Origin of the sequence: Catenuloplanes indicus (genome assembly GCF_030813715.1) — a bacterium.
In the GTDB taxonomy this organism is placed as follows: domain Bacteria; phylum Actinomycetota; class Actinomycetes; order Mycobacteriales; family Micromonosporaceae; genus Catenuloplanes; species Catenuloplanes indicus.
This window is the reverse complement of record NZ_JAUSUZ010000001.1, coordinates 5,397,107-5,415,060: the sequence shown is the minus strand read 5'-3', so window position 1 is coordinate 5,415,060 and position 17,954 is coordinate 5,397,107. Positions and strand designations below refer to the sequence as shown.

Genomic DNA, 17,954 nt, shown 5'->3' with positions numbered 1-17,954 from the left:
GGTGAACAACCGGTCCAGCAACACACCACCGAACAAAGGAAACCACCTCTATGCTGCGTTCGCTGTTCTCGGGTATCGGCGGCCTCCGTGTCCACCAGCAGATGATGGATATCACGGGCAACAACATTGCCAACGTGAACACGGCTGGATTCAAGTCCAGTAACGCCGTCTTCCAGGACACGCTCAGCCAGATGGTTCGCTCAGCCGGCTCACCGCAGGACACGGCTGGCGGGACAAACCCCGCTCAGATCGGACTCGGCGTGAAGCTCGCCGGCATCAACACCAACTTCTCGCAGGGCTCCGCGCAGACCACCGGTCGGAGCACGGACCTGATGATCCAGGGCGACGGCATGTTCGCGGTGAAGAACGGCAACGAGACCATGTACACCCGTGCTGGCTCGTTCTCGTTCGACACGCAGGGCAACATGGTCACGGTCGGTGGCCAGAAGGTGATGGGCTGGCAAGCGACGGACGGTGTGGTCGACGCCAACGGCGCGATCGAGCCGATCAAGCTGCCGCTCGGCCAGACCATCGCGCCGAAGGAGACCGACACCGTGACGCTGACCGGCAACCTCTCCGCGGAGGCGGCCACCACCGACCCCGCGGTTGAGCTGCCGATCAGCGTGTTCACGGAGACCGGCGCGACCAAGAGCCTGACGCTCAGCTTCACGAAGACCGGCGACGACGCGTGGAGCGTCGAGCTGCCGGACGGCGGAGGCACCGCGACGATCAACTTCACCGACGGTGTCCCCACCACTCCCACGATCACGCTCGGCGACTACACCGTCGACGTCAGCAAGATGACCGAGTACAGCGGCAAGACCAACCCGAAGCTGAACCAGGTGGACGGTAACGCGTCGGGCACGCTGGCCTCGTACAACATCTCGCAGACCGGTGAGATCGTGGGTGTCTTCACGAACGGCATGAAGTCGACCCTGGGTCAGGTCGCGCTGGCGAACTTCAACAACGTCGGCGGCCTGGAGAAGGTCGGAGACTCGATGTACCGGACCACGGTGAACTCGGGCATGGCGCAGGTGGGCACGCCGTCCGACAGCGGACTCGGCACGCTCTCCAGCGGCATGCTGGAGATGTCGAACGTCGACCTCGCCAGCGAGTTCACCAACCTGGTCATCGCACAGCGCGGTTTCCAGGCGAACTCCCGGATCATCACCACCTCCGACCAGATCCTCGAGGAGCTGGTCAACATCAAGCGGTAATCGTTCGTCGCGTTACCCGCCGGGGCGGGCCACTCTCAGTGGCCCGCCCCGGTTGCTTTTTGAGAGCTGCTTTTCGCTCAGTTCGGGCAACGGCTTACCACCGCCCTGCTACTTCCGATGACTCACCTCACCGGCGCCGGCGTCGAAGAGTCATGTGCAGGCCACGGACGGCCTTCCAGCCCAGCCAATAAGACGCCCCAAAGGACGGCTTATCCCGTGATTCTGGTTACCCGCCTCAATGGCACGGTGTTCGCCCTGAACCCCGATCTCGTCGAGCGTGCCGACTGCACGCCGGACACGGTCGTGACCCTGGTCGACGGCACCAAGTACATCATCTCCGAATCCGTGCCCGAGTTCATCGACCTGATCATGGGATACCGCGCCGGCCTGATCGCCAAGGCGCAGCGCCTGGACAACACGCCGCACCAGCTGCTCGACGACGACCCCGACTCCACTGACCCTGATCCGGAAAAGACCGCGAAGGTCCTTCCGCTGCACCGAAAGGACCGTTGATGGACCTCGCAACGATTATCGGAGTAGTCGGTGCGCTCGTCATCGTCTTCGTCGTGCAGGCGCTCGAGGGCGGTCACGCCGGCTCCATCCTGCTGATCCCGTCGATGCTCCTGGTGTTCGGCGGCGGTCTCGGTGCGGCCATGGCCGGCGGCATCATGCGGGACACCATCGGGGTCGGCGCGTCGCTGCAGAAGGCGTTCCTGGCCAAGGTCGTCGCCTCGGACAAGCTGGTCGACGACGTGGTCAAGCTGGCCGAGCGGGCCCGCCGCGAGGGCCTGCTGGCGCTGGAGGACGCGGTCAAGGAGGTGCCGCACCCGTTCCTGAAGCGCGGCCTGCAGCTGGCGATCGACGGCACCGACCCGGAGGAGCTGCACGACATCCTGCACGCCGAGATCACCGCCAAGAAGAAGGCGGACAAGGCCGGGATCAAGATCTTCGAGAACATGGGCGGCTTCGCCCCGACGATCGGCATCATCGGTACGGTCATGGGCCTCGTGCACGTGCTGGAGAACCTGGACAAGCCCGAGGGTCTCGGCCACGCGATCGCCGCGGCGTTCTGCGCCACGCTCTGGGGCGTGCTCGCGGCGAACGTGCTCTGGCTGCCGATCGCGAACCGGCTCACCCGGCTCAGCGCGCTCGAGGTCGACCAGATGGAGCTGACCATCGAGGGCGTGCTGGCCATCCAGTCCGGCTCCAACCCGCGCCTGGTCGCCCAGAAGCTGCGCAGCCTGCTCCCGCCGGGCGGCAAGCCGGCCGCGGACGACAAGGGCAAGAAGGCCGCCTGATCCATGCGACGTCACATCGAATCCGAGGGAGGTGAGTAATGGCCAAGGCAGCCAAGCCCAAGAAGAAGGGCGGCCACGAGGAGCACGAGGAGCACGTCAACCACGAACGCTGGCTCGTGTCGTACGCGGACATGCTCACCCTGCTCTTCGTGCTCTTCGTGGTGCTCTACTCGATGAGCAACGTGGACAAGGCGAAGTACGCCGAGCTCGCGGCCGGTCTCAAGCAGGGCTTCGGCGCCGAGTCGGCCGCGCTGCAGGGCAACATCTCGCTGCTCGACGGCTCGGCCACGGACGCCAGCATCATGAACATCAACCCCGGCCTGGCCGAGGAGGTGTCCGGCGTACCGAAGACCGCGACCGAGGACCAGATCGAGCAGGCCGTGGCCGCGAACGACCGGCAGAAGGCGGCGCAGGACCTGGCGGCCGCCCAGGCGGAGGCCGAGAACCTGGACAAGATCAAGCAGCAGATCGACGCCGAGCTGAAGAAGGCCGGTCTGCAGGATCAGGTCAAGTACTCGATCGACGCGCGCGGCCTGATCGTCACCGTGGTCACCAACGAGGTGGTCTTCGCCGGCAACAAGGCCGAGCTGCGGCCGAGCGGCAACAAGATCATTGACTCGGTGGTGCCGGCGCTCAAGAAGATCCCGAACAACATCGAGGTCGACGGCCACACGAACCAGCTCAACGTGTCGGCCGGCGAGTATCCGAGCGGCTGGGAGCTCTCCTCGGCCCGCGCGTCGTCGGTGGTCCGGCGGCTGATCGCGGACGGCATCTCGGACAAGCGCCTGATGGCGAACGGCTTCGCGGACACCCGCCCGCTGATCGACCCGAAGGACCCGCGCTCGGTGACCATGAACCGCCGGGTCGACGTGATCATCCTGACCACCCTGCCGGCCACGCAGGCGAGCCTGCTGCCCACGGTCGTCGGCGACAAGTAGCACACACACACACCAGCTTCCACACGCTCAAAGGGGAAATTCCATGGCTAAGGACGAGAAGGCCGCTGAGGGCGACGCGCCCAAGAAGGGCGGCAAGAAGAAGCTCCTGATCATCATCATCGCGGCGGTGCTGCTGCTCGGTGGCGGTGGCGGCGGCGCGTTCATGCTGCTATCCGGCGGGTCGAGCGAGGAGGAGGCCGCACCGGCGCCGGAGCCGGGCGCGATCGTGGCGCTGGACCCGGTCACCATCAACCTGGCCGCCGGGCACTACCTCAAGGTCGGCATCGCGCTGCAGGCCACCGCGACCGCGACCGAGGAGCCGGACGGCAGCAAGGCGCTCAACCTGGCGATCGACCAGTACACCAACGTGAAGGTCGCCGAGCTGGAGACGGCCGAGGGCCGGGCCAAGCTCAAGGAGGCGCTGACCGAGAAGATCAAGGAAGCGTACGAGGACGAGGTCATGGCGATCTACTACACGACTTTCGTCACGCAATAAGCGAAATGTCGGTAACGTGCGAGGCGGGCTCCGGTTCACCGGGCCCGCCGGGGCACGCCGGCACCGCCCGAGGCGAGTTTGGGCGGTTTTCTCAGTGAAGCTCTCAAGATGCCGATGGGAACCGCGTGACCAAGTCGCCGTCCGCGGTCTCAGGCAAAGTCGCATCGGGCCGCATGTCGCGTCGCGGTGGAGGTACGGGGCCGCAGCCCTACGACTTCCGGCGCCCGATCAAGCTGTCCCGCGAGCACATGCGGAACCTGCAGATGTCCTTCGAGACGTATGCGCGCAGCTGCGGGACCCTGCTCACCACCCGGCTCCGGGCGGTCTCCCAGGTCGGCCTGCTCGCCATCGAGCAGCTCACCTACGAGGAGTACCAGACCCAGCTCAACAACCCGACCGTGCTGGCCGTGGTCACGCTGGAGCCGCTGACCGGCTCGATCCTGTTCGAGGTGCCGCTCAGCACCGCGATGGCCAGCATCGACCACCTGCTCGGCGGGCCCGGCGGCGCGCAGCCCGAACGCCCGCTGACCGATCTGGAGATGCCGCTGCTGCGCGGTCTGATCGAGAAGATGCTGGGCGAGCTCGCGTACGGCCTGGAGGCCATGGTCACGGTCCAGCCGAAGCTCGGCGCGATCGAGTACAACCCGCAGTTCGTCCGCACGATCGCGCCCGGCGACGCCGTGGTGGTCACGTCGTTCGAGATCCGGGTCGGCTCCGAGGAGTCGATCGCCAGCATCTGCATCCCGTTCGCCAGCATCCTGCCGGTGCTGGAGAAGCCGACCGAGGACGTGCAGCTGACACCGGAGGAACGGATGAGCCTGCTGCGCGCGCAGTCCAACCTCACCACCGGCCTGTCGCTCGCGCCGCTGGACGTGGCGGTCCGCTTCGCGCCGATCCGGATGCGCACGGACGACATCGTCGACCTGCGCCCCGGTGACGTGGTGCCGCTCGGCCACCCGGTCACCGTCCCCCTCTCCGTCGTGGTCAACGACACCGTCTTCGCCCATGCCGTCCCCGGGACCCAGGGAGCGCGTCTCGCCTGCCTGATCGTGCCCTCGCCCAAGGAGGACTCCCGCAAATGACGCAGCCTCAGGGGGTGCACGCATGACCGCGGCCACCGTCACCGACTCGCAGCTGACGCTCGCGCGCTCCGCGGCCCAGGCCGCGCTCGCCGTGCTGCCGACCAGCACGCCGCTGCAGGCCGGGCAGCCGGTCTCGGGCGCGATCGCGGACCTTCCGGACGGCCAGGCGATCACCGCGCGGTTCAGCGGCGCGGCCACCGGCGAGGTGGTCGTGATCGTCGGCGCGGACCTCGCGGACGCGCTGCGCACCAGCCCGCTCGGCGAGCTCGACCTGGCGACCGCGGTCCGGCCCGCGCTGGAGGGCGCGGCCCGCGCGTTCGGCCCGGTCGTGCTGGATCCGGGACAGGTGATGGAGCCCGCGGTCGCGATGAGCGCGCTGACCGTCAAGGGCGACATGACGGTCAGCGTGCCGCTGCTGGAGGGCGGCGAGACCCGGGCCGTGGTGGCGGTGCTGCTCTCACCGTGGCCGTCCGAGGGCGGTGACGTCGCACCCCGCGCCACCGCGCCGGCCACCGCGGTCCGGGCCGGCCTGGAGATGCTGCACGACGTCGAGATGGAGGTCTCGGCCGAGCTCGGGCGCACCCGGATGAGCGTGCGCGACCTGCTCTCGGTCACCCCCGGCACCATCGTCGAGCTGGACCGGGCCGCCGGCAGCCCGGCCGACCTGCTGGTCAACGGCCGGCTGATCGCGCGCGGCGAGGTGGTCGTGATCGACGAGAACTTCGGCATCCGGATCACCGAGATCATGACTCCGAACGAGTAGGTGAACCCTCGTGCTCGAGCTGGTCCTCCGGATCACCTTCTCGCTGGCCATCGTCTTCGGGCTGATGTGGGGCCTGGCGCGCGTGCTGAAGAAGCCGCTCACCGGGCGGCACAGCGGCGCCGCGCTGGACGTGCTGTCCCGCGCGCAGCTCAGCCGGGGCTCCTCGGTCGCGCTGATCCGGGTGGTGGACCGCGCGCTGATCGTGGGCGTCACCGAGGGCCAGGTGACGCTGCTCGGCGAGACCGACCTGGCCGCGGTCGAGCGACAGCTGGCGGGCCCGCTGGAGAAACGCAACCGGATCACGCTGCCCGAGCACGTGCGGCCCGGCGAGGACCTCAGCGGTGAGGGCGCCGAGGACAGCGTGATCGTGGAACGTCCGTCGGACGGCGGCGCGGCCTCCGGTCGTACCTGGGCACAGACGTTGAACTTCCTGAGGGAGCGGACGGTCCGGCGATGACCGCGAGGCGTACGGTCGCACTACTGCTCCTGCTCGGCGCGCTGCTGCTGATCAGCCCCGCGTCGGTCGCGGCCGCGCCCGCGCCGCAGCCGACCGACGCCGGCACGATCGACATCAACATCAACGGCGGCGGTGACGCCGGCCAGCCGTCCACCTCGATCGTGCTGCTGATCGGCCTCACGCTGCTGTCCGTCGCGCCCGCGCTGCTGCTGCTCTGCACGTGCTTCACCAAGGTGTTCATGGTCCTCGGAATCACCCGCAACGCGCTCGGCCTCACCTCGATGCCACCGAACCAGGTGATCGCCGGCCTGGCGCTGTTCATCACGTTCTTCATCATGAGCCCGGTGCTGTCCGAGGTGAACGCGACCGGGGTCCAGCCCTACCTGAAGGGCGACAAGGACCAGACCGCCGCGTTCAACGACGGCGTGCGCCCGCTGCGCGCGTTCATGCTCGAGCACACCCGCCCGGACGAGATCGCGCTGCTCACCAAGGTCGCCGACGCCGAGAAACCGGCCAACCCGGACGCCGTACCGCTCACCACGCTGGTGCCCGCGTTCATCCTGTCCGAGTTGCGCGCCGCGTTCATCATCGGCTTCGTCATCTTCATCCCGTTCCTCATCATCGACATCGTGGTGTCCGCGTCACTGATGTCACTGGGCATGATGATGCTGCCGCCGGTCACCGTGGCCCTCCCGTTCAAGCTGCTGCTGTTCGTGCTCGTCGACGGCTGGGGCCTGGTGATCACCGCGCTCGTCGGCAGCTACGGCTGACCCTTGCAACCGGCCGGCCACCGAGCCGGTACCCGTCCCGCCACGCCGGTGCCGGAGATTACTTCTCAGCGGGGCAAACGCCCCGCACACCGCTGGCGAAAGGCGAAACCTTGACCGACACGCAGGTCGTGCACCTCGGGCTCGAAGCTATGACCATCGCGGCCAAGCTCTGCGCACCCGTTCTGCTCACCGCGCTGGCCATCGGCTTCGCCATCTCCCTCTTCCAGTCCGTCACCCAGATCCAGGAGGCCACGCTCTCCTTCGTCCCCAAGGCCATCGCCTGCGGCGTCGCCCTGCTGGTCAGCGGCAACTGGATGCTCCACGAGATGATGTCCTTCACCCACCAGCTCTTCGACCGCATCCCCAGCCTCCTCGGCTGACACGTCCTTCCTCCGCAGGGCCCGGGTTCCCCCACCCGGGCCCTGCTCCCTTTCTCCCAAATACCTCAGAAACCCCCCAAACCGATCTTCCCGCTCCCGGCGTGGTCGCGATGGGCATGCTCCCGCGGGCAAACCGCGCGGAGGCCTCCGACTCCGCTGGCGCTCCGCTCCGCTCCGGCCGCCGCGCCGGAGCCGGTCCCAGCCACTCACCAACCCTCGCGATTCCCACGTCTCTCACCTCCCACAACGCGCCGCAACCCGCACCACCCCGCCCCCTCCCGCGCGCGCTTTGCTCTGCTTACATGAACAAAACCCTCCAAACCGCCGGCGCGCACGCCGCTCCCTGACTGCCGATTCGCGTGCTTTGTGCATGTAAGCAGAGCAAAGGCGGGCGGAAAGCAGTCACGGACCCGGGCTGGCTGCGATTCCCACGGGGCGGTGGAAGGGCGAACGCGAGCGAGTCGCGATGGTCGCAAGTGGCGTAGAGCCGGTCCGGACGGCGGCCGAAGCGGCGATGCGGCGCCGGTCTGCGGTTGGCGTACACCGGCGGGTGTCCGCGGTGTCGGGCGATGTGGGGCGGCGGAGTGGCGTGGCAACCGAGCGGTGACCGGGAGGGTAACCGGGCTGCGACGGGCGCGGCGGAGAGTAGTTGTCAGCGGGGCACGAGCCGCCGCGGAACTCGACGGAAGGCGAAACCTTGACGGACACGCAGGTTGTGCATCTCGGGCTTGAGGCCATGACCATCGCGGCCAAGCTGTGCGCGCCCGTTCTGCTGACCGCGCTGGCCATCGGCTTCGCCATTTCGCTGTTCCAGTCCGTGACCCAGATCCAGGAGGCTACGCTCAGCTTCGTGCCCAAGGCCATCGCCTGTGGCGTCGCGCTGCTGGTCAGCGGCAACTGGATGCTGCACGAGATGATGTCCTTCACGCACAACCTGTTCGAGCGGATCCCGAGCCTTCTCGGGTAGGCGGGGGCCGGGCCGGGCGATGGTGTCGATGGAGTTGCAGACGGCGAACCTCACGGCGCTGCTGCTCGCCATGGTTCGCGCGTCCGCGTGGCTGGCGCTCTGCCCGCCGTTCAACTCGCGGCTGATCCCGGCCCGGATCAAGGCCCTGCTCGCCCTCGCGCTCGCGTTGCCGATGTCGCCCAAGCTCGCCGGTCAGGTGCCGGAGCTGGCGACATCGGCTCTTCTCGTTTCCGTGGTCGAGCAGGTGCTGGTCGGCGCCGCGCTGGGCTTCATCACCGCGCTGCTGTTCGCCGCGATCCAGGCAGCCGGTGACATGATCGACCTGTTCGGCGGGTTCACACTGGCCATGGCGTTCGACCCGCTGTCCCAGGTGCAAAGCTCGATCTTCGGCCGGTTCTACAACCTGCTGGCCGTGACGCTGCTGTTCGCGACCGAGGGGCACCAGATGGTGCTGCGCGGCTTCATGATGTCGTACACCTCGCTGCCGCTGAACGACACGCTGTCCCTGGAGACGCTGTCCCGGCTGCTCACCGAGGGCGTGGTGGACATGTTCCTGGCCGCGATCCAGATCGCCGGTCCGCTGATCGCGGTGCTGTTCCTCACGGACGTCGGTTTCGGCCTGCTGAACCGCGTGGCGCCGGCGCTCAACGCGTTCTCGCTCGGCTTTCCCGCCAAGATCTTCCTGGTGCTGATGCTGGGCGGTACCGCGATCGCGGTGCTGCCACGCGCGCTGGACGTCATCGTCGAGAAGGCGGTCTCCGCGGTCGTCACCCTATCCGGGGCCTGACGCGGGGAGGTGAGACGTGAGCGGCGAGAAGACCGAGAAACCCACACCACAGAAACTCAAGAAGGCCCGCGAAGAGGGCCAGATCGGCAAGACGCCGGACCTGGGTGCCTGGGCCGGCATCGCGGCGGCCAGCGTGCTGGTGCCGATGACGCTGGAGAAGGCGGTCGAGAAGGCGCGCGAGGTGATTCTGCGGCTGCCGGACGTGGTCGAGCGACCGGACGTCGGGTCCGCGCTGGACATGTTCCGGGACGCCCTGCTGGGTTCGGCGTACGCGGTGGCGCCGCTCGCGGTCGCGATGATGCTGATCGGCATCGCCGGTTCGGGCGCGCAGGGCGGCATCCACGTCGCCACCAAGCTGCTGATGCCGAAGTTCTCCCGGCTCAACCCGCTGCAGGGCTTCAAGCGGATCCTCGGCATGCAGGCGATCTGGGAGGGCGTCAAGGCGCTGGTCAAGACGCTGGTGCTGGCCGGCGTGCTGTACATGCAGATCAAGGACCTGGTGCCGTCGCTGATGACGGCCGGCAACCTGCCGCTCGCGGTGCTGCTGGACATGGTCAAGGACGCCACCATCGCGATCATCCGGACCGCCGCGGTGGCCGGCCTGGTGATGGCCGCGGCCGACTACTTCGTGGTGCGGATGCGCACCATGAAGCAGCTGAAGATGTCGAAGCAAGAGGTGAAGGACGAGTACAAGAAGACCGAGGGTGACCCGCACGTCAAGGGCCAGATCCGGGCTCGGCAGCACGCGATGGCACGGAACCGGATGATGTCCGACGTGCCGAAGGCGGACGTGGTGCTGGTCAACCCGACGCACGTGGCGGTGGCGCTGCGCTACGAGCCGGAGAAGGGCGCGCCGCGGGTGGTCGCGAAGGGGCAGGGCAACATCGCGCAGAAGATCCGCGACCTGGCGACCGAGAACCGGATCCCGATGATCCAGGACGTGCCGCTGGCTCGCGCGCTCTACGGCAGCTGCGAGATCGGCACTGAGATCCCGGCCGAGTTCTACGGCGCGGTGGCGAAGGTGCTGGCGTTCGTGATGAGCCTGAAGTCGCGCGGTTCCGCGGCCGGCACGCACCGCCTGGCCGCGTAAGCCTCAACTCTCCCACCGGGCTGCCGATCGGAACGTCGCCAGGACGGCACCTTCACCCAGGGGCACGGACCAGCCCGGGAATACCCCCCACACCCGTGGAAGGTGCCGTGAACACGAGGCTGATGGGCCAGCTGGCCGTACCGATCGGGGTCATCGCGATCATCGTGATGATGGTGGTGCCGCTGCCGACGCTGGTGCTCGACATGCTGATCGCGCTGAACATCACCGGCGCGCTCCTGATCGTCCTGGTCAGCATGTTCGTCCAAAAGCCGCTGGAGTTCTCGATTTTCCCGGCGCTACTTCTGATCTTCACGCTGTTCCGGCTGGCGCTGAACATCAGCGCGACCCGGCTGGTGCTGATGGACGGCTTCGCGGGCAAGGTGATCGAGGCGTTCGGTCACTTCGTGGTGGGCGGCTCGCTCATCGTCGGTCTGGTCATCTTCACCATTCTGGTGATCGTGCAGATGGTCGTGGTGACCAAGGGCGCGGAGCGGGTCGCGGAGGTCGGCGCCCGGTTCACGCTGGACGCGATGCCCGGCAAGCAGATGGCGATCGACGCGGACCTGAACGCGGGCCTGATCGACGAGCCGGAGGCGCGGAAGCGACGGTCCGAGGTCTCCGCGGAGGCGGACTTCTACGGCGCGATGGACGGTGCCTCGAAGTTCGTGAAGGGTGACGCGATCGCGGCCATCATCATCACGCTGATCAACCTGATCGGCGGCTTCGGCGTGGGCATGCTGCAGAAGGGCATGGCACCGGCCGAGGCGATCCAGACGTACAGCCTGCTGAGCGTGGGTGACGGCCTGGTCTCGCAGATCCCGGCACTGCTGCTGTCGGTGGCCACCGGTCTGATCGTGACCCGGTCGGCCACCGAGGGCGACATGGGCAGCAGCGTCACCAAACAGCTCAGTCAGCACAAGCTGGCGCTGCAGATCGGCGGCGGTGCCGCGCTGGCGCTGTGCGTGATCCCGGGCCTGCCCAAGTTGCCGTTCCTGGTGGTCGGTGGCCTGGTGCTGTTCGCGTCCACCCGGCTCAAGCCGCCGGTGGAGGAGCCGAAGGACGGCGAGGCCGCGGAGGGTACGGCGGCCGCCGCGGTCAACCCGGACACCACCGAGTCGATCATGGGTGAGATGCGGGTCGACCCGCTGGAGCTGGCGCTCTCCCCCGACCTGGTGGACCTGGTCGACCCGACCGGCGGTGACCTGCTGGACCGGGTCCGCGCGCTGCGCCGCAAGATCGCGCTGGAGCTCGGCGTGGTGATGCCTCCGGTCCGTACCCGCGATGACCTTGAACTTCCGCTGTCCGGCTACGCGATCCGGATCAGCGGCGTGGAGACCGGCCGCGGCCAGGCACCGCCGGGCACCGTGCTGGCGATCGGCGACGGCCTCTCCGCGCTGCCCGGCCGGGCCGGCATCGAGCCGGTGTTCGGGCTGGCCGGCAAGTGGGTCCCGGCCGAGCTGCACTACCAGGCGGAGCTGGCCGGTGCCACCGTGGTCGACCGCGCCTCGGTGATCATCACGCATCTGGCCGAGGTGGTTCGCACGAACGCGAGCCGGCTGCTCGGCCGCGAGGACGTGCGGGCGCTGGTGGAGACGGTCAAGCGCACACACCCGGTGGTGGTCGAGGAACTGACCCCGTCGCTGCTCAGCCTCGGCCAGATCCAGCGCGTGCTGCAGTCGCTGCTGGAGGAGGGCGTCGCCATCCGCGACCTGGTGCGCATCTTCGAGGCGCTGTCGCTGCGCGCGAAGGTCTCGACCGACCACGACGGCCTGGTGGAGGCGGCCCGCGCGGCGCTCGGCCCGGCGATCGCGCAGCAGTTCACCACCGGCGGCACGCTGACGGTGATCACGCTCGACCCGCAGCTGGAGCACGCGATGCTGGAGTCGCTGCGGCCGAGCGAGAACGGGCTGTTCCTGGCGCTGGACGCCGCGCTCGCCGAGAACGTGGTGAACCAGATCGGGATGCACGCCGAGACCGCGGAGCAGCAGGGCGCCAGCCCGGTCCTGGCCTGCTCCCCGCAGCTGCGGCCGCCGCTGCACCGGCTGTTGCGGGCCGGTGGGCGCAAGACCGCGGTCATGTCCTACTCCGAGATCGCCGGTTCGACCGCGCAGATCGAGACGATGGGGGTGGTGAACGGTGCCTACGCGGGTGCTGCTTGAGGGTCCGGCCATCGAGCCGCTGCTGGAGCAGGTGCGCCGGGAGTACGGCACGTCGGTGCGCATCATCTCCGCGGAAAAGGTCCGCACCGGCGGCTTCGGCGGCTTCTTCGCGAAACAGAAGTACGAGCTGTCCGTGGAGGTGCCGGACGACGTGATGTCCGGCCGGCCGGGCGGCGGCGGTCAGCAGCCACCGTCGCGGGAGAAGCCGGCCGACACGCTGGCGGCGCTGCTGGAGCGCGCGGACAACGACGGCTTCGGCCGGGCCGCCGCGCGGGAACAGCAGACCACCCAGGCGGTACGGAACACGTACGGCCAGGGCGGCGGCGGTGAGCTGCCCGCGCGCGCCGGGCTGGTCTCCACCGCGAGCCCGGCGTTCGCCGAGATCATGGCCGGGCTGGAGAGCGGGCACCTGACCCGGTCGCCGGCCGAGCGTGCGGTGACCGCCGGAGCACCGGCCGGGTATCCCGTCGTCACGCCCTCCGCGCCGTCCGGCGGGGCCGCGCCCGCGATCGACGTGCCGCTCAAGCCGGCCGCGCCGACCGTGCGGCCGTACCGCCCACCGGCCGCGACGTCGCCGGACGGCCCACCGGCACCGGGCGCCCCGATGGTCAGCCCGGCGTTGCTGGAGCAGCTGATCGCGGAAACAAACCCGTTGGCACCCGTGGTTTCCCAGCCGGCACCGGCGCCGCCGCCGATGAGTACACCGATGGCAACAGCGACCATGGCGCCCGAGGCGCCGATCATCCCGGCCGCTCCGGCGCCACCGGAACGATCGGCGCTGGTCCCGGTGCATCCGGCGCTCCCAGCCGTACCGGTGCAGGCTCCTGAGGTCGTCGCTCCCGCGGCGCCGAAGGCGGCGCCCGTGCCGGAACCGGAGCCGGAGGCCGCGGCCGAGGTGGCGCGGAGCCCGATCGCCGAGAGGCTGGTCGCGCTGGGCATGCCGGCCGCGATGGCGGAGCGGGCGAGCGGCCCGGACGCCTACGGCGGGGTGCTGGAGGCGCTGGCCGACCTGCCAGCCCGGCCGCAGCCGCCGGCCCGCGCCGGTGACGTGCTGGTGGTGGCCGGGGAACTGAGCCACGCGCTGCCGGTCGCCCGGAAGGTGGTCGAGCAGCTGCGGCTGGACGCGTCCCGGCTGCTGCTGGCCGGACCGTCCGCGGCCGGCACCGGGATCCACCCGTCGCGGAAGATCTCCGGGCCGAGCGCGGCCGAGAAGAAGGCCCGCAAGATCCACCGAGGCGACACACCGTACGTGGTGGTGCTGGACGCGCCGGTGAACGAGCCGAACGAGGAGTGGGTACGGGACGTCTGCGACGCCATCGGTGCGACCGAGGTGTGGGCGGCCGTCGACGCGACCCGGAAGACCGCGGACACGCTGCGCCACCTTAAGGGAATGGGTGACGTGGACGCGGTGGCGGTCTACGGCACCGCCGTGACCGCGGATCCGGCCACCGTGCTGGGTCTGGAAGTACCGATCTTCACGATCGACGGCCAGGACGCGTCACCGCACGCGTGGGCCGCCATGTTGTGCCAGCGTCTGACCCAATCCGAGAAGAAGTCGACCCGAAAGCGGAGGCGTTAATGGGGCTGATCCGTCCGTCTGCACTGTGGTTCGCCGCGATCCTCTCCCTGCCGGCGTTCTTCCAGTCGCTGGTGCTCCAGACGCTGGACGTCACGGACGCGCTCATCCGCTTCCTGGTCGCGGTGCCGGTCGCGGCGCTGCTGTTGGCCGGCTTCCGGTTCGTGACGTTCGGCTACGGCCGGCCTGACCCGGCGAAGAGCATGGTCACCGAGCACCCGGAGGCCCCGCTGGAGGGCACGATCACCGACGCCACCCCGCGCATCGCCGCCTGACCCGACATCGCACGGCGAGCCGCTCCCCACACGGGGGCGGCTCGCCGCTGTTTACGGCAACGACACATTGATGCATGCTGAACTCCTGCCGCACGGTACGAAGCCTGAGGCCAGGAGGCCGCCATGGCCAGATCCCGCACCGTCTTCTCACTGTCCTTCGTCGCCGTGATCGCGCTGGTGGCGCTCGTCGCCGGGGTGGTCACCGGGCGCGCCACCGGATCGGGCGGCCCGGCCCGGGGCGGAGGTGGCGTCGGCAACGCCGCGGGCACCCGCATCGACGTGATCATCAAGGCCAGCGACTCGTCGTTCTGGCAGGTCATGGTGGCCGGGGCGAACAACGCCGCCGCCGACTTCGGCATCGAGGTGAGCACGTTCGGCCCCACCTCGGAGACCAACATCGACGAGCAGGTCCAGCTGGTGGAGAACTCGGTCTCCCGCGGCGTCGACGGCCTGGTGCTGGCCGCGAACTCGTCCAGCGCGCTCAACTCGGCGATCGACCGGGCCCGCCAGGCCGGCGTCAAGGTGATCACCGTCGACTCGCGGGTGACCACGGCGACCGAGGGCTTCATCGGCACCGACAACGTCAAGGCCGGCGCGCAGGCCGGGCGCCGGATGTGCGAACTGCTCACGGCCGCGAACCGGACGACCGGCGCGATCCTGATCGAGTCGTCGGTGGCCGGCATCCAGTCGCTCACCGACCGGGACGCGGGCTTCCGCCAAGGGCTCGCGGAGAAGTGCCCGCGGGTCGACGCGACGCAGCAGCGCTACAACAACAACGACATCAACACCGCGGCCGCGCAGGTCAACGACGCGCTCACGGCGAACCGGGAGCTGCTCGGCGTGTTCGCGGACAACAACACGTCCGGCGTCGGCGCGGCGCGCGCGGTGAAGGACAACGCGGCGGCGGACCGGGTGCCGGTGGTCGCGTTCGACTCCGACCCGCAGGAGAACGCGGCGCTCGCGGACGGCTCGATCGACGCGCTGGTGGTGCAGAACCCGTACTTCTTCGGCTATCAGGGCGTGCTCGCGGCCGCGATGGCCGCGGCCGGCCGGATCCCACCGGCCGACATCGACCCGGGCGCGGTCGTGGCGGATCAGCGGAACCGCACCGAGCCGGCCGTACGGGCGCTGCTCGAACCGCCGGCCGAGGAGACCGGCGGATGAGCGCCCCACCGGCCCTGGAGCTGCGGGACATCACCAAGTCGTTCGGCCCGGTGCGCGCGCTCAACGGCGTCACGCTGCGACTGCCGGCCGGCCGGGTGCACTGCCTGGCCGGGGAGAACGGCGCCGGCAAGTCCACCTTGATCAGGGTGCTGACCGGGGCGTTGCCGCGCGACTCCGGCGACTTCGAGATCGACGGGCGGCCGGTGCCGGCCGCCACGCCGGCCGCGCTCCGCCAGGCCGGGGTGCAGGCCGTCTACCAGGAGCTGAGCCTGCTGCCGCAGCTGTCGGTGGCGGAGAACCTCTACATGGGACGGCTGCCGTCCCGCGGTGGCCTGGTCCGGCGCGGCGCGCTGCACCGGTCCGCGCGCGCCGCGCTGGACGAGGTGGGCCTGCACGCGGTCGAGCCCGGCGACCTGGTGGAGACGCTGCCGGCCGCCACCCGCCAGCTCGTCGAGATCGCCAAGGTGCTCACGGCCGAGCGGGTCAAGGTGATCGTGTTCGACGAGCCGACCACCGCGCTGACCGAGGAGGAATCGGGCCGGCTGCTCGACCACATCCGCCGGCTCCGCGCCCGCGGCGTGGCGATCCTCTACGTCTCGCACCGGCTGGAGGAGATGTTCGAGATCGGTGACCACGTCACGGTGCTGCGCGACGGCGCGCTCTCCGAGTCCGGGCCGATCTCCGGATACGACGAGGACCGGCTGATCACCGCGATGGTCGGGCGGGAGATCACCGCGCTCTACCCGGAGCGCACGGCCACGCCGGGGCCGGAGCGGCTCACGGCCCGCGGCCTGCGCCGGTCCGCGGACGGACCGGCCGTCGACCTGTCGGTACGCCAGGGCGAGGTCCTCGGCATCGGCGGCCTGCTCGGCGCCGGGCGCAGCGAGACGCTGCTGGCGATCTTCGGTGCGGAGCCGGTGGCCGGCGGCACGATCGAGATCGACGGTGAGCCGGTCCGGCCGGCCGGCCCGCGCGCGATGATGCGCGCCGGTGTCGGCCTGCTCTCCGAGGACCGGAGGGTGCTCGGCCTGCTACCCCAGCTGTCGATCCGGGAGAACGTGACGATCGCCAGCCTGCACCGCACCGGCCGGCGCGGGCTGCTTCCCGGGCGTGCGGTCGCCGCGGCGGCGGACCGGCTGCTGGACGGGCTGCGGCTGCGCGCCGGGTCGTACGACCAGCCGGTCGCCACGCTGTCCGGCGGCAACCAGCAGAAGGTGCTGCTCGCCCGGTGGCTGCTCACCGAGCCCCGGGTACTGCTCTTCGACGAGCCGACCAAAGGCATCGACGTGGGCGCGAAGGGCGAGCTGTACGCGGTGATCGGCGACCTGGCCGCGCGCGGTCTCGCGATCGTGGTGGTCTCGTCGTACCTGCCGGAGCTGCTCGGGATCGCCGACCGGGTGGTGGTGCTGCGCGACGGCCGGGTCGCGGGCGAACTGCCCGGCGACGCGTCCGAAGAGGACGTGCTGCACCTGGCGTCCGGCACCCGTACCCCGGGGAAGGAGAATCGCGATGCCTAGGCTCGTCTGGCGCGAACCGGTCCCGGCGGTGGACCGGCGGATCGTCACCCTCGGCAGCCTCGCCGGGCGGGAGAGCGGCGGGCTGGTGGTGCTGCTGGTCGCGATCGGCGCGCTCACGCTCGCCAGCGACGACTTCCTGACCGCCGGAAACCTTTCCAACCTGGCCCGGCAGGTGGCCATCTTCGCGATCATCGCGGTCGGTCAGCTGCTGGTCATCCTCACCGCGGGCATCGACCTGTCGGTCGGCTCGGTGCTCGGCCTGGCCGGTGCCGTCACCGCGCAGCTGCTGGTGGCGGGCGTACCGGCGCTGCTGGCGATCCTCTGCGGCGTGCTGATCGGCACCGTGCTCGGGCTGGTGAACGGGCTGCTCGTGACGCGCGCGAAGCTCCCGCCGTTCATCGCCACGCTCGGCATGCTCGGCATCGCCCGCGGCGTGGTGCTGGTGATCACGGACGCGCAGACCGTGCAGGGCCTGCCGGAGGGCTTTCAGCGGATCGCGAACGGCACCGTCGCCGGCGTACCGAACCTGCTGATCGTCGCCGCGCTGGTGGTCGCGGCCGCGTGGTTCGTGCTGACCCGCACGGTATTCGGCCGGTACGTCTACGCGGTCGGCTCCAACCCGGAGTCCGCGCGGCTGGCCGGTGTCCCGGTCCGGGCCGTGACGATCTCGGTCTACGCGATCGCCGGGCTGCTGGCCGGGCTCGGCGGCGTGCTGCTCACCTCGCGGCTGGGCGCGGGCATCCCGACCGCCGGCACCGGGTTCGAGCTCAACGCGATCGCCGCCTGCGTGATCGGCGGCGCCAGCCTGTTCGGTGCGAAGGGCAGCGCGCTCGGCGCGGCGACCGGCGCACTCATCATGGGCGTGCTGAACAACGGCGGAAACCTGCTGGCAATAAATGCGTTCTATCTACAGATCGCAATCGGCGTGCTGATCCTGGTCGCGGTCGGCTTCGACCAGTGGAATTCCAGATCCACACCATAGGTATGTCTCATTCGATATGTGCTTCCGCCGGCCCCG

Annotated in this window: 19 protein-coding genes; all 19 read left to right on the top strand. The window is 69.7% G+C overall.

From position 1 onward, the window contains the following. The first annotated feature begins 50 nt into the window (after positions 1 to 50). Positions 51 to 1,217 carry a flagellar hook protein FlgE gene (locus J2S42_RS24470; RefSeq protein WP_307242682.1) on the top strand — a complete coding sequence of 389 codons (1,167 nt, stop codon included), beginning with the start codon at positions 51 to 53 and terminating at the stop codon, positions 1,215 to 1,217. Positions 1,218 to 1,334: 117 nt separating this feature from the next. After that, positions 1,335 to 1,730, top strand: coding sequence for a flagellar FlbD family protein (locus J2S42_RS24465; RefSeq protein WP_307242681.1), 396 nt, complete (start codon positions 1,335 to 1,337; stop codon positions 1,728 to 1,730). After that, entirely contained in the window at positions 1,730 to 2,515 is a 786-nt protein-coding gene (locus J2S42_RS24460; protein ID WP_307242680.1) for a motility protein A, read from the top strand. The genes J2S42_RS24465 and J2S42_RS24460 overlap by 1 nt, the downstream gene beginning before the upstream one ends. A gap of 38 nt (positions 2,516 to 2,553) precedes the next feature. Further along, positions 2,554 to 3,453 (top strand): OmpA/MotB family protein, encoded by a 900-nt coding sequence (locus J2S42_RS24455; RefSeq protein ID WP_307242679.1) that lies wholly within the window; start codon positions 2,554 to 2,556, stop codon positions 3,451 to 3,453. 43 nt (positions 3,454 to 3,496) lie between these two features. After that, positions 3,497 to 3,949: a flagellar basal body-associated FliL family protein gene (locus J2S42_RS24450; protein ID WP_307242678.1), complete on the top strand. Its 453-nt coding sequence runs from the start codon at positions 3,497 to 3,499 to the stop codon at positions 3,947 to 3,949. A 173-nt stretch (positions 3,950 to 4,122) separates the two neighbouring features. Continuing rightward, positions 4,123 to 5,031, top strand: a complete 909-nt coding sequence (locus tag J2S42_RS24445; protein ID WP_307242677.1) for a flagellar motor switch protein FliM — start codon at positions 4,123 to 4,125, stop codon at positions 5,029 to 5,031. A 22-nt stretch (positions 5,032 to 5,053) separates the two neighbouring features. Further along, complete coding sequence (gene fliN, locus J2S42_RS24440) at positions 5,054 to 5,794, top strand: flagellar motor switch protein FliN (RefSeq protein WP_307242676.1); 741 nt, start codon at positions 5,054 to 5,056, stop codon at positions 5,792 to 5,794. Positions 5,795 to 5,804: 10 nt separating this feature from the next. Then, positions 5,805 to 6,251, top strand: coding sequence for a FliO/MopB family protein (locus J2S42_RS24435; RefSeq protein WP_307242675.1), 447 nt, complete (start codon positions 5,805 to 5,807; stop codon positions 6,249 to 6,251). After that, a complete protein-coding gene (gene fliP, locus J2S42_RS24430; protein ID WP_307242674.1) occupies positions 6,248 to 7,021 on the top strand; it encodes a flagellar type III secretion system pore protein FliP in 774 nt (257 codons plus the stop codon). Before J2S42_RS24435 ends, fliP begins: the two co-directional genes overlap by 4 nt. A 110-nt stretch (positions 7,022 to 7,131) precedes the next feature. Continuing rightward, positions 7,132 to 7,401, top strand: coding sequence for a flagellar biosynthesis protein FliQ (gene fliQ / locus J2S42_RS24425; RefSeq protein ID WP_307242673.1), 270 nt, complete (start codon positions 7,132 to 7,134; stop codon positions 7,399 to 7,401). A 697-nt stretch (positions 7,402 to 8,098) separates the two neighbouring features. Beyond that, complete coding sequence (fliQ, locus tag J2S42_RS24420) at positions 8,099 to 8,368, top strand: flagellar biosynthesis protein FliQ (RefSeq protein WP_307242672.1); 270 nt, start codon at positions 8,099 to 8,101, stop codon at positions 8,366 to 8,368. 28 nt (positions 8,369 to 8,396) lie between these two features. Beyond that, the gene (gene fliR, locus J2S42_RS24415) at positions 8,397 to 9,155 is read left to right on the top strand and encodes a flagellar biosynthetic protein FliR (RefSeq protein ID WP_307242671.1); all 759 of its coding nucleotides are present in this window, start codon (positions 8,397 to 8,399) and stop codon (positions 9,153 to 9,155) included. A gap of 16 nt (positions 9,156 to 9,171) precedes the next feature. After that, positions 9,172 to 10,245, top strand: coding sequence for a flagellar biosynthesis protein FlhB (gene flhB / locus J2S42_RS24410; RefSeq protein WP_307242670.1), 1,074 nt, complete (start codon positions 9,172 to 9,174; stop codon positions 10,243 to 10,245). A 107-nt stretch (positions 10,246 to 10,352) separates the two neighbouring features. Beyond that, positions 10,353 to 12,404 carry a flagellar biosynthesis protein FlhA gene (gene flhA / locus J2S42_RS24405; RefSeq protein ID WP_307242669.1) on the top strand — a complete coding sequence of 684 codons (2,052 nt, stop codon included), beginning with the start codon at positions 10,353 to 10,355 and terminating at the stop codon, positions 12,402 to 12,404. Further along, a complete protein-coding gene (locus J2S42_RS24400; RefSeq protein WP_307242668.1) occupies positions 12,382 to 13,983 on the top strand; it encodes a hypothetical protein in 1,602 nt (533 codons plus the stop codon). The genes flhA and J2S42_RS24400 overlap by 23 nt, the downstream gene beginning before the upstream one ends. Further along, entirely contained in the window at positions 13,983 to 14,255 is a 273-nt protein-coding gene (locus J2S42_RS24395; protein WP_307242667.1) for a hypothetical protein, read from the top strand. Before J2S42_RS24400 ends, J2S42_RS24395 begins: the two co-directional genes overlap by 1 nt. A gap of 123 nt (positions 14,256 to 14,378) precedes the next feature. Continuing rightward, a complete protein-coding gene (locus J2S42_RS24390) occupies positions 14,379 to 15,419 on the top strand; it encodes an ABC transporter substrate-binding protein (protein WP_307242666.1) in 1,041 nt (346 codons plus the stop codon). After that, the gene (locus J2S42_RS24385) at positions 15,416 to 16,936 is read left to right on the top strand and encodes a sugar ABC transporter ATP-binding protein (protein ID WP_307242665.1); all 1,521 of its coding nucleotides are present in this window, start codon (positions 15,416 to 15,418) and stop codon (positions 16,934 to 16,936) included. Before J2S42_RS24390 ends, J2S42_RS24385 begins: the two co-directional genes overlap by 4 nt. Further along, the gene (locus J2S42_RS24380) at positions 16,929 to 17,918 is read left to right on the top strand and encodes an ABC transporter permease (RefSeq protein ID WP_307242664.1); all 990 of its coding nucleotides are present in this window, start codon (positions 16,929 to 16,931) and stop codon (positions 17,916 to 17,918) included. Before J2S42_RS24385 ends, J2S42_RS24380 begins: the two co-directional genes overlap by 8 nt. Positions 17,919 to 17,954: the final 36 nt, after the last annotated feature.

What these genes read in the sequence shown, in the direction of transcription:
- J2S42_RS24470 (WP_307242682.1), top strand. Translation starts at nt 51, where the DNA reads ATGCTGCGTTCGCTGTTCTCGGGTATCGGCGGCCTCCGTGTCCACCAG.
- J2S42_RS24465 (WP_307242681.1), top strand. Translation starts at nt 1,335, where the DNA reads ATGACTCACCTCACCGGCGCCGGCGTCGAAGAGTCATGTGCAGGCCAC.
- J2S42_RS24460 (WP_307242680.1), top strand. Translation starts at nt 1,730, where the DNA reads ATGGACCTCGCAACGATTATCGGAGTAGTCGGTGCGCTCGTCATCGTC.
- J2S42_RS24455 (WP_307242679.1), top strand. Translation starts at nt 2,554, where the DNA reads ATGGCCAAGGCAGCCAAGCCCAAGAAGAAGGGCGGCCACGAGGAGCAC.
- J2S42_RS24450 (WP_307242678.1), top strand. Translation starts at nt 3,497, where the DNA reads ATGGCTAAGGACGAGAAGGCCGCTGAGGGCGACGCGCCCAAGAAGGGC.
- J2S42_RS24445 (WP_307242677.1), top strand. Translation starts at nt 4,123, where the DNA reads ATGTCGCGTCGCGGTGGAGGTACGGGGCCGCAGCCCTACGACTTCCGG.
- fliN (WP_307242676.1), top strand. Translation starts at nt 5,054, where the DNA reads ATGACCGCGGCCACCGTCACCGACTCGCAGCTGACGCTCGCGCGCTCC.
- fliP (WP_307242674.1), top strand. Translation starts at nt 6,248, where the DNA reads ATGACCGCGAGGCGTACGGTCGCACTACTGCTCCTGCTCGGCGCGCTG.
- fliR (WP_307242671.1), top strand. Translation starts at nt 8,397, where the DNA reads ATGGAGTTGCAGACGGCGAACCTCACGGCGCTGCTGCTCGCCATGGTT.
- J2S42_RS24395 (WP_307242667.1), top strand. Translation starts at nt 13,983, where the DNA reads ATGGGGCTGATCCGTCCGTCTGCACTGTGGTTCGCCGCGATCCTCTCC.
- J2S42_RS24390 (WP_307242666.1), top strand. Translation starts at nt 14,379, where the DNA reads ATGGCCAGATCCCGCACCGTCTTCTCACTGTCCTTCGTCGCCGTGATC.
- J2S42_RS24385 (WP_307242665.1), top strand. Translation starts at nt 15,416, where the DNA reads ATGAGCGCCCCACCGGCCCTGGAGCTGCGGGACATCACCAAGTCGTTC.
- J2S42_RS24380 (WP_307242664.1), top strand. Translation starts at nt 16,929, where the DNA reads ATGCCTAGGCTCGTCTGGCGCGAACCGGTCCCGGCGGTGGACCGGCGG.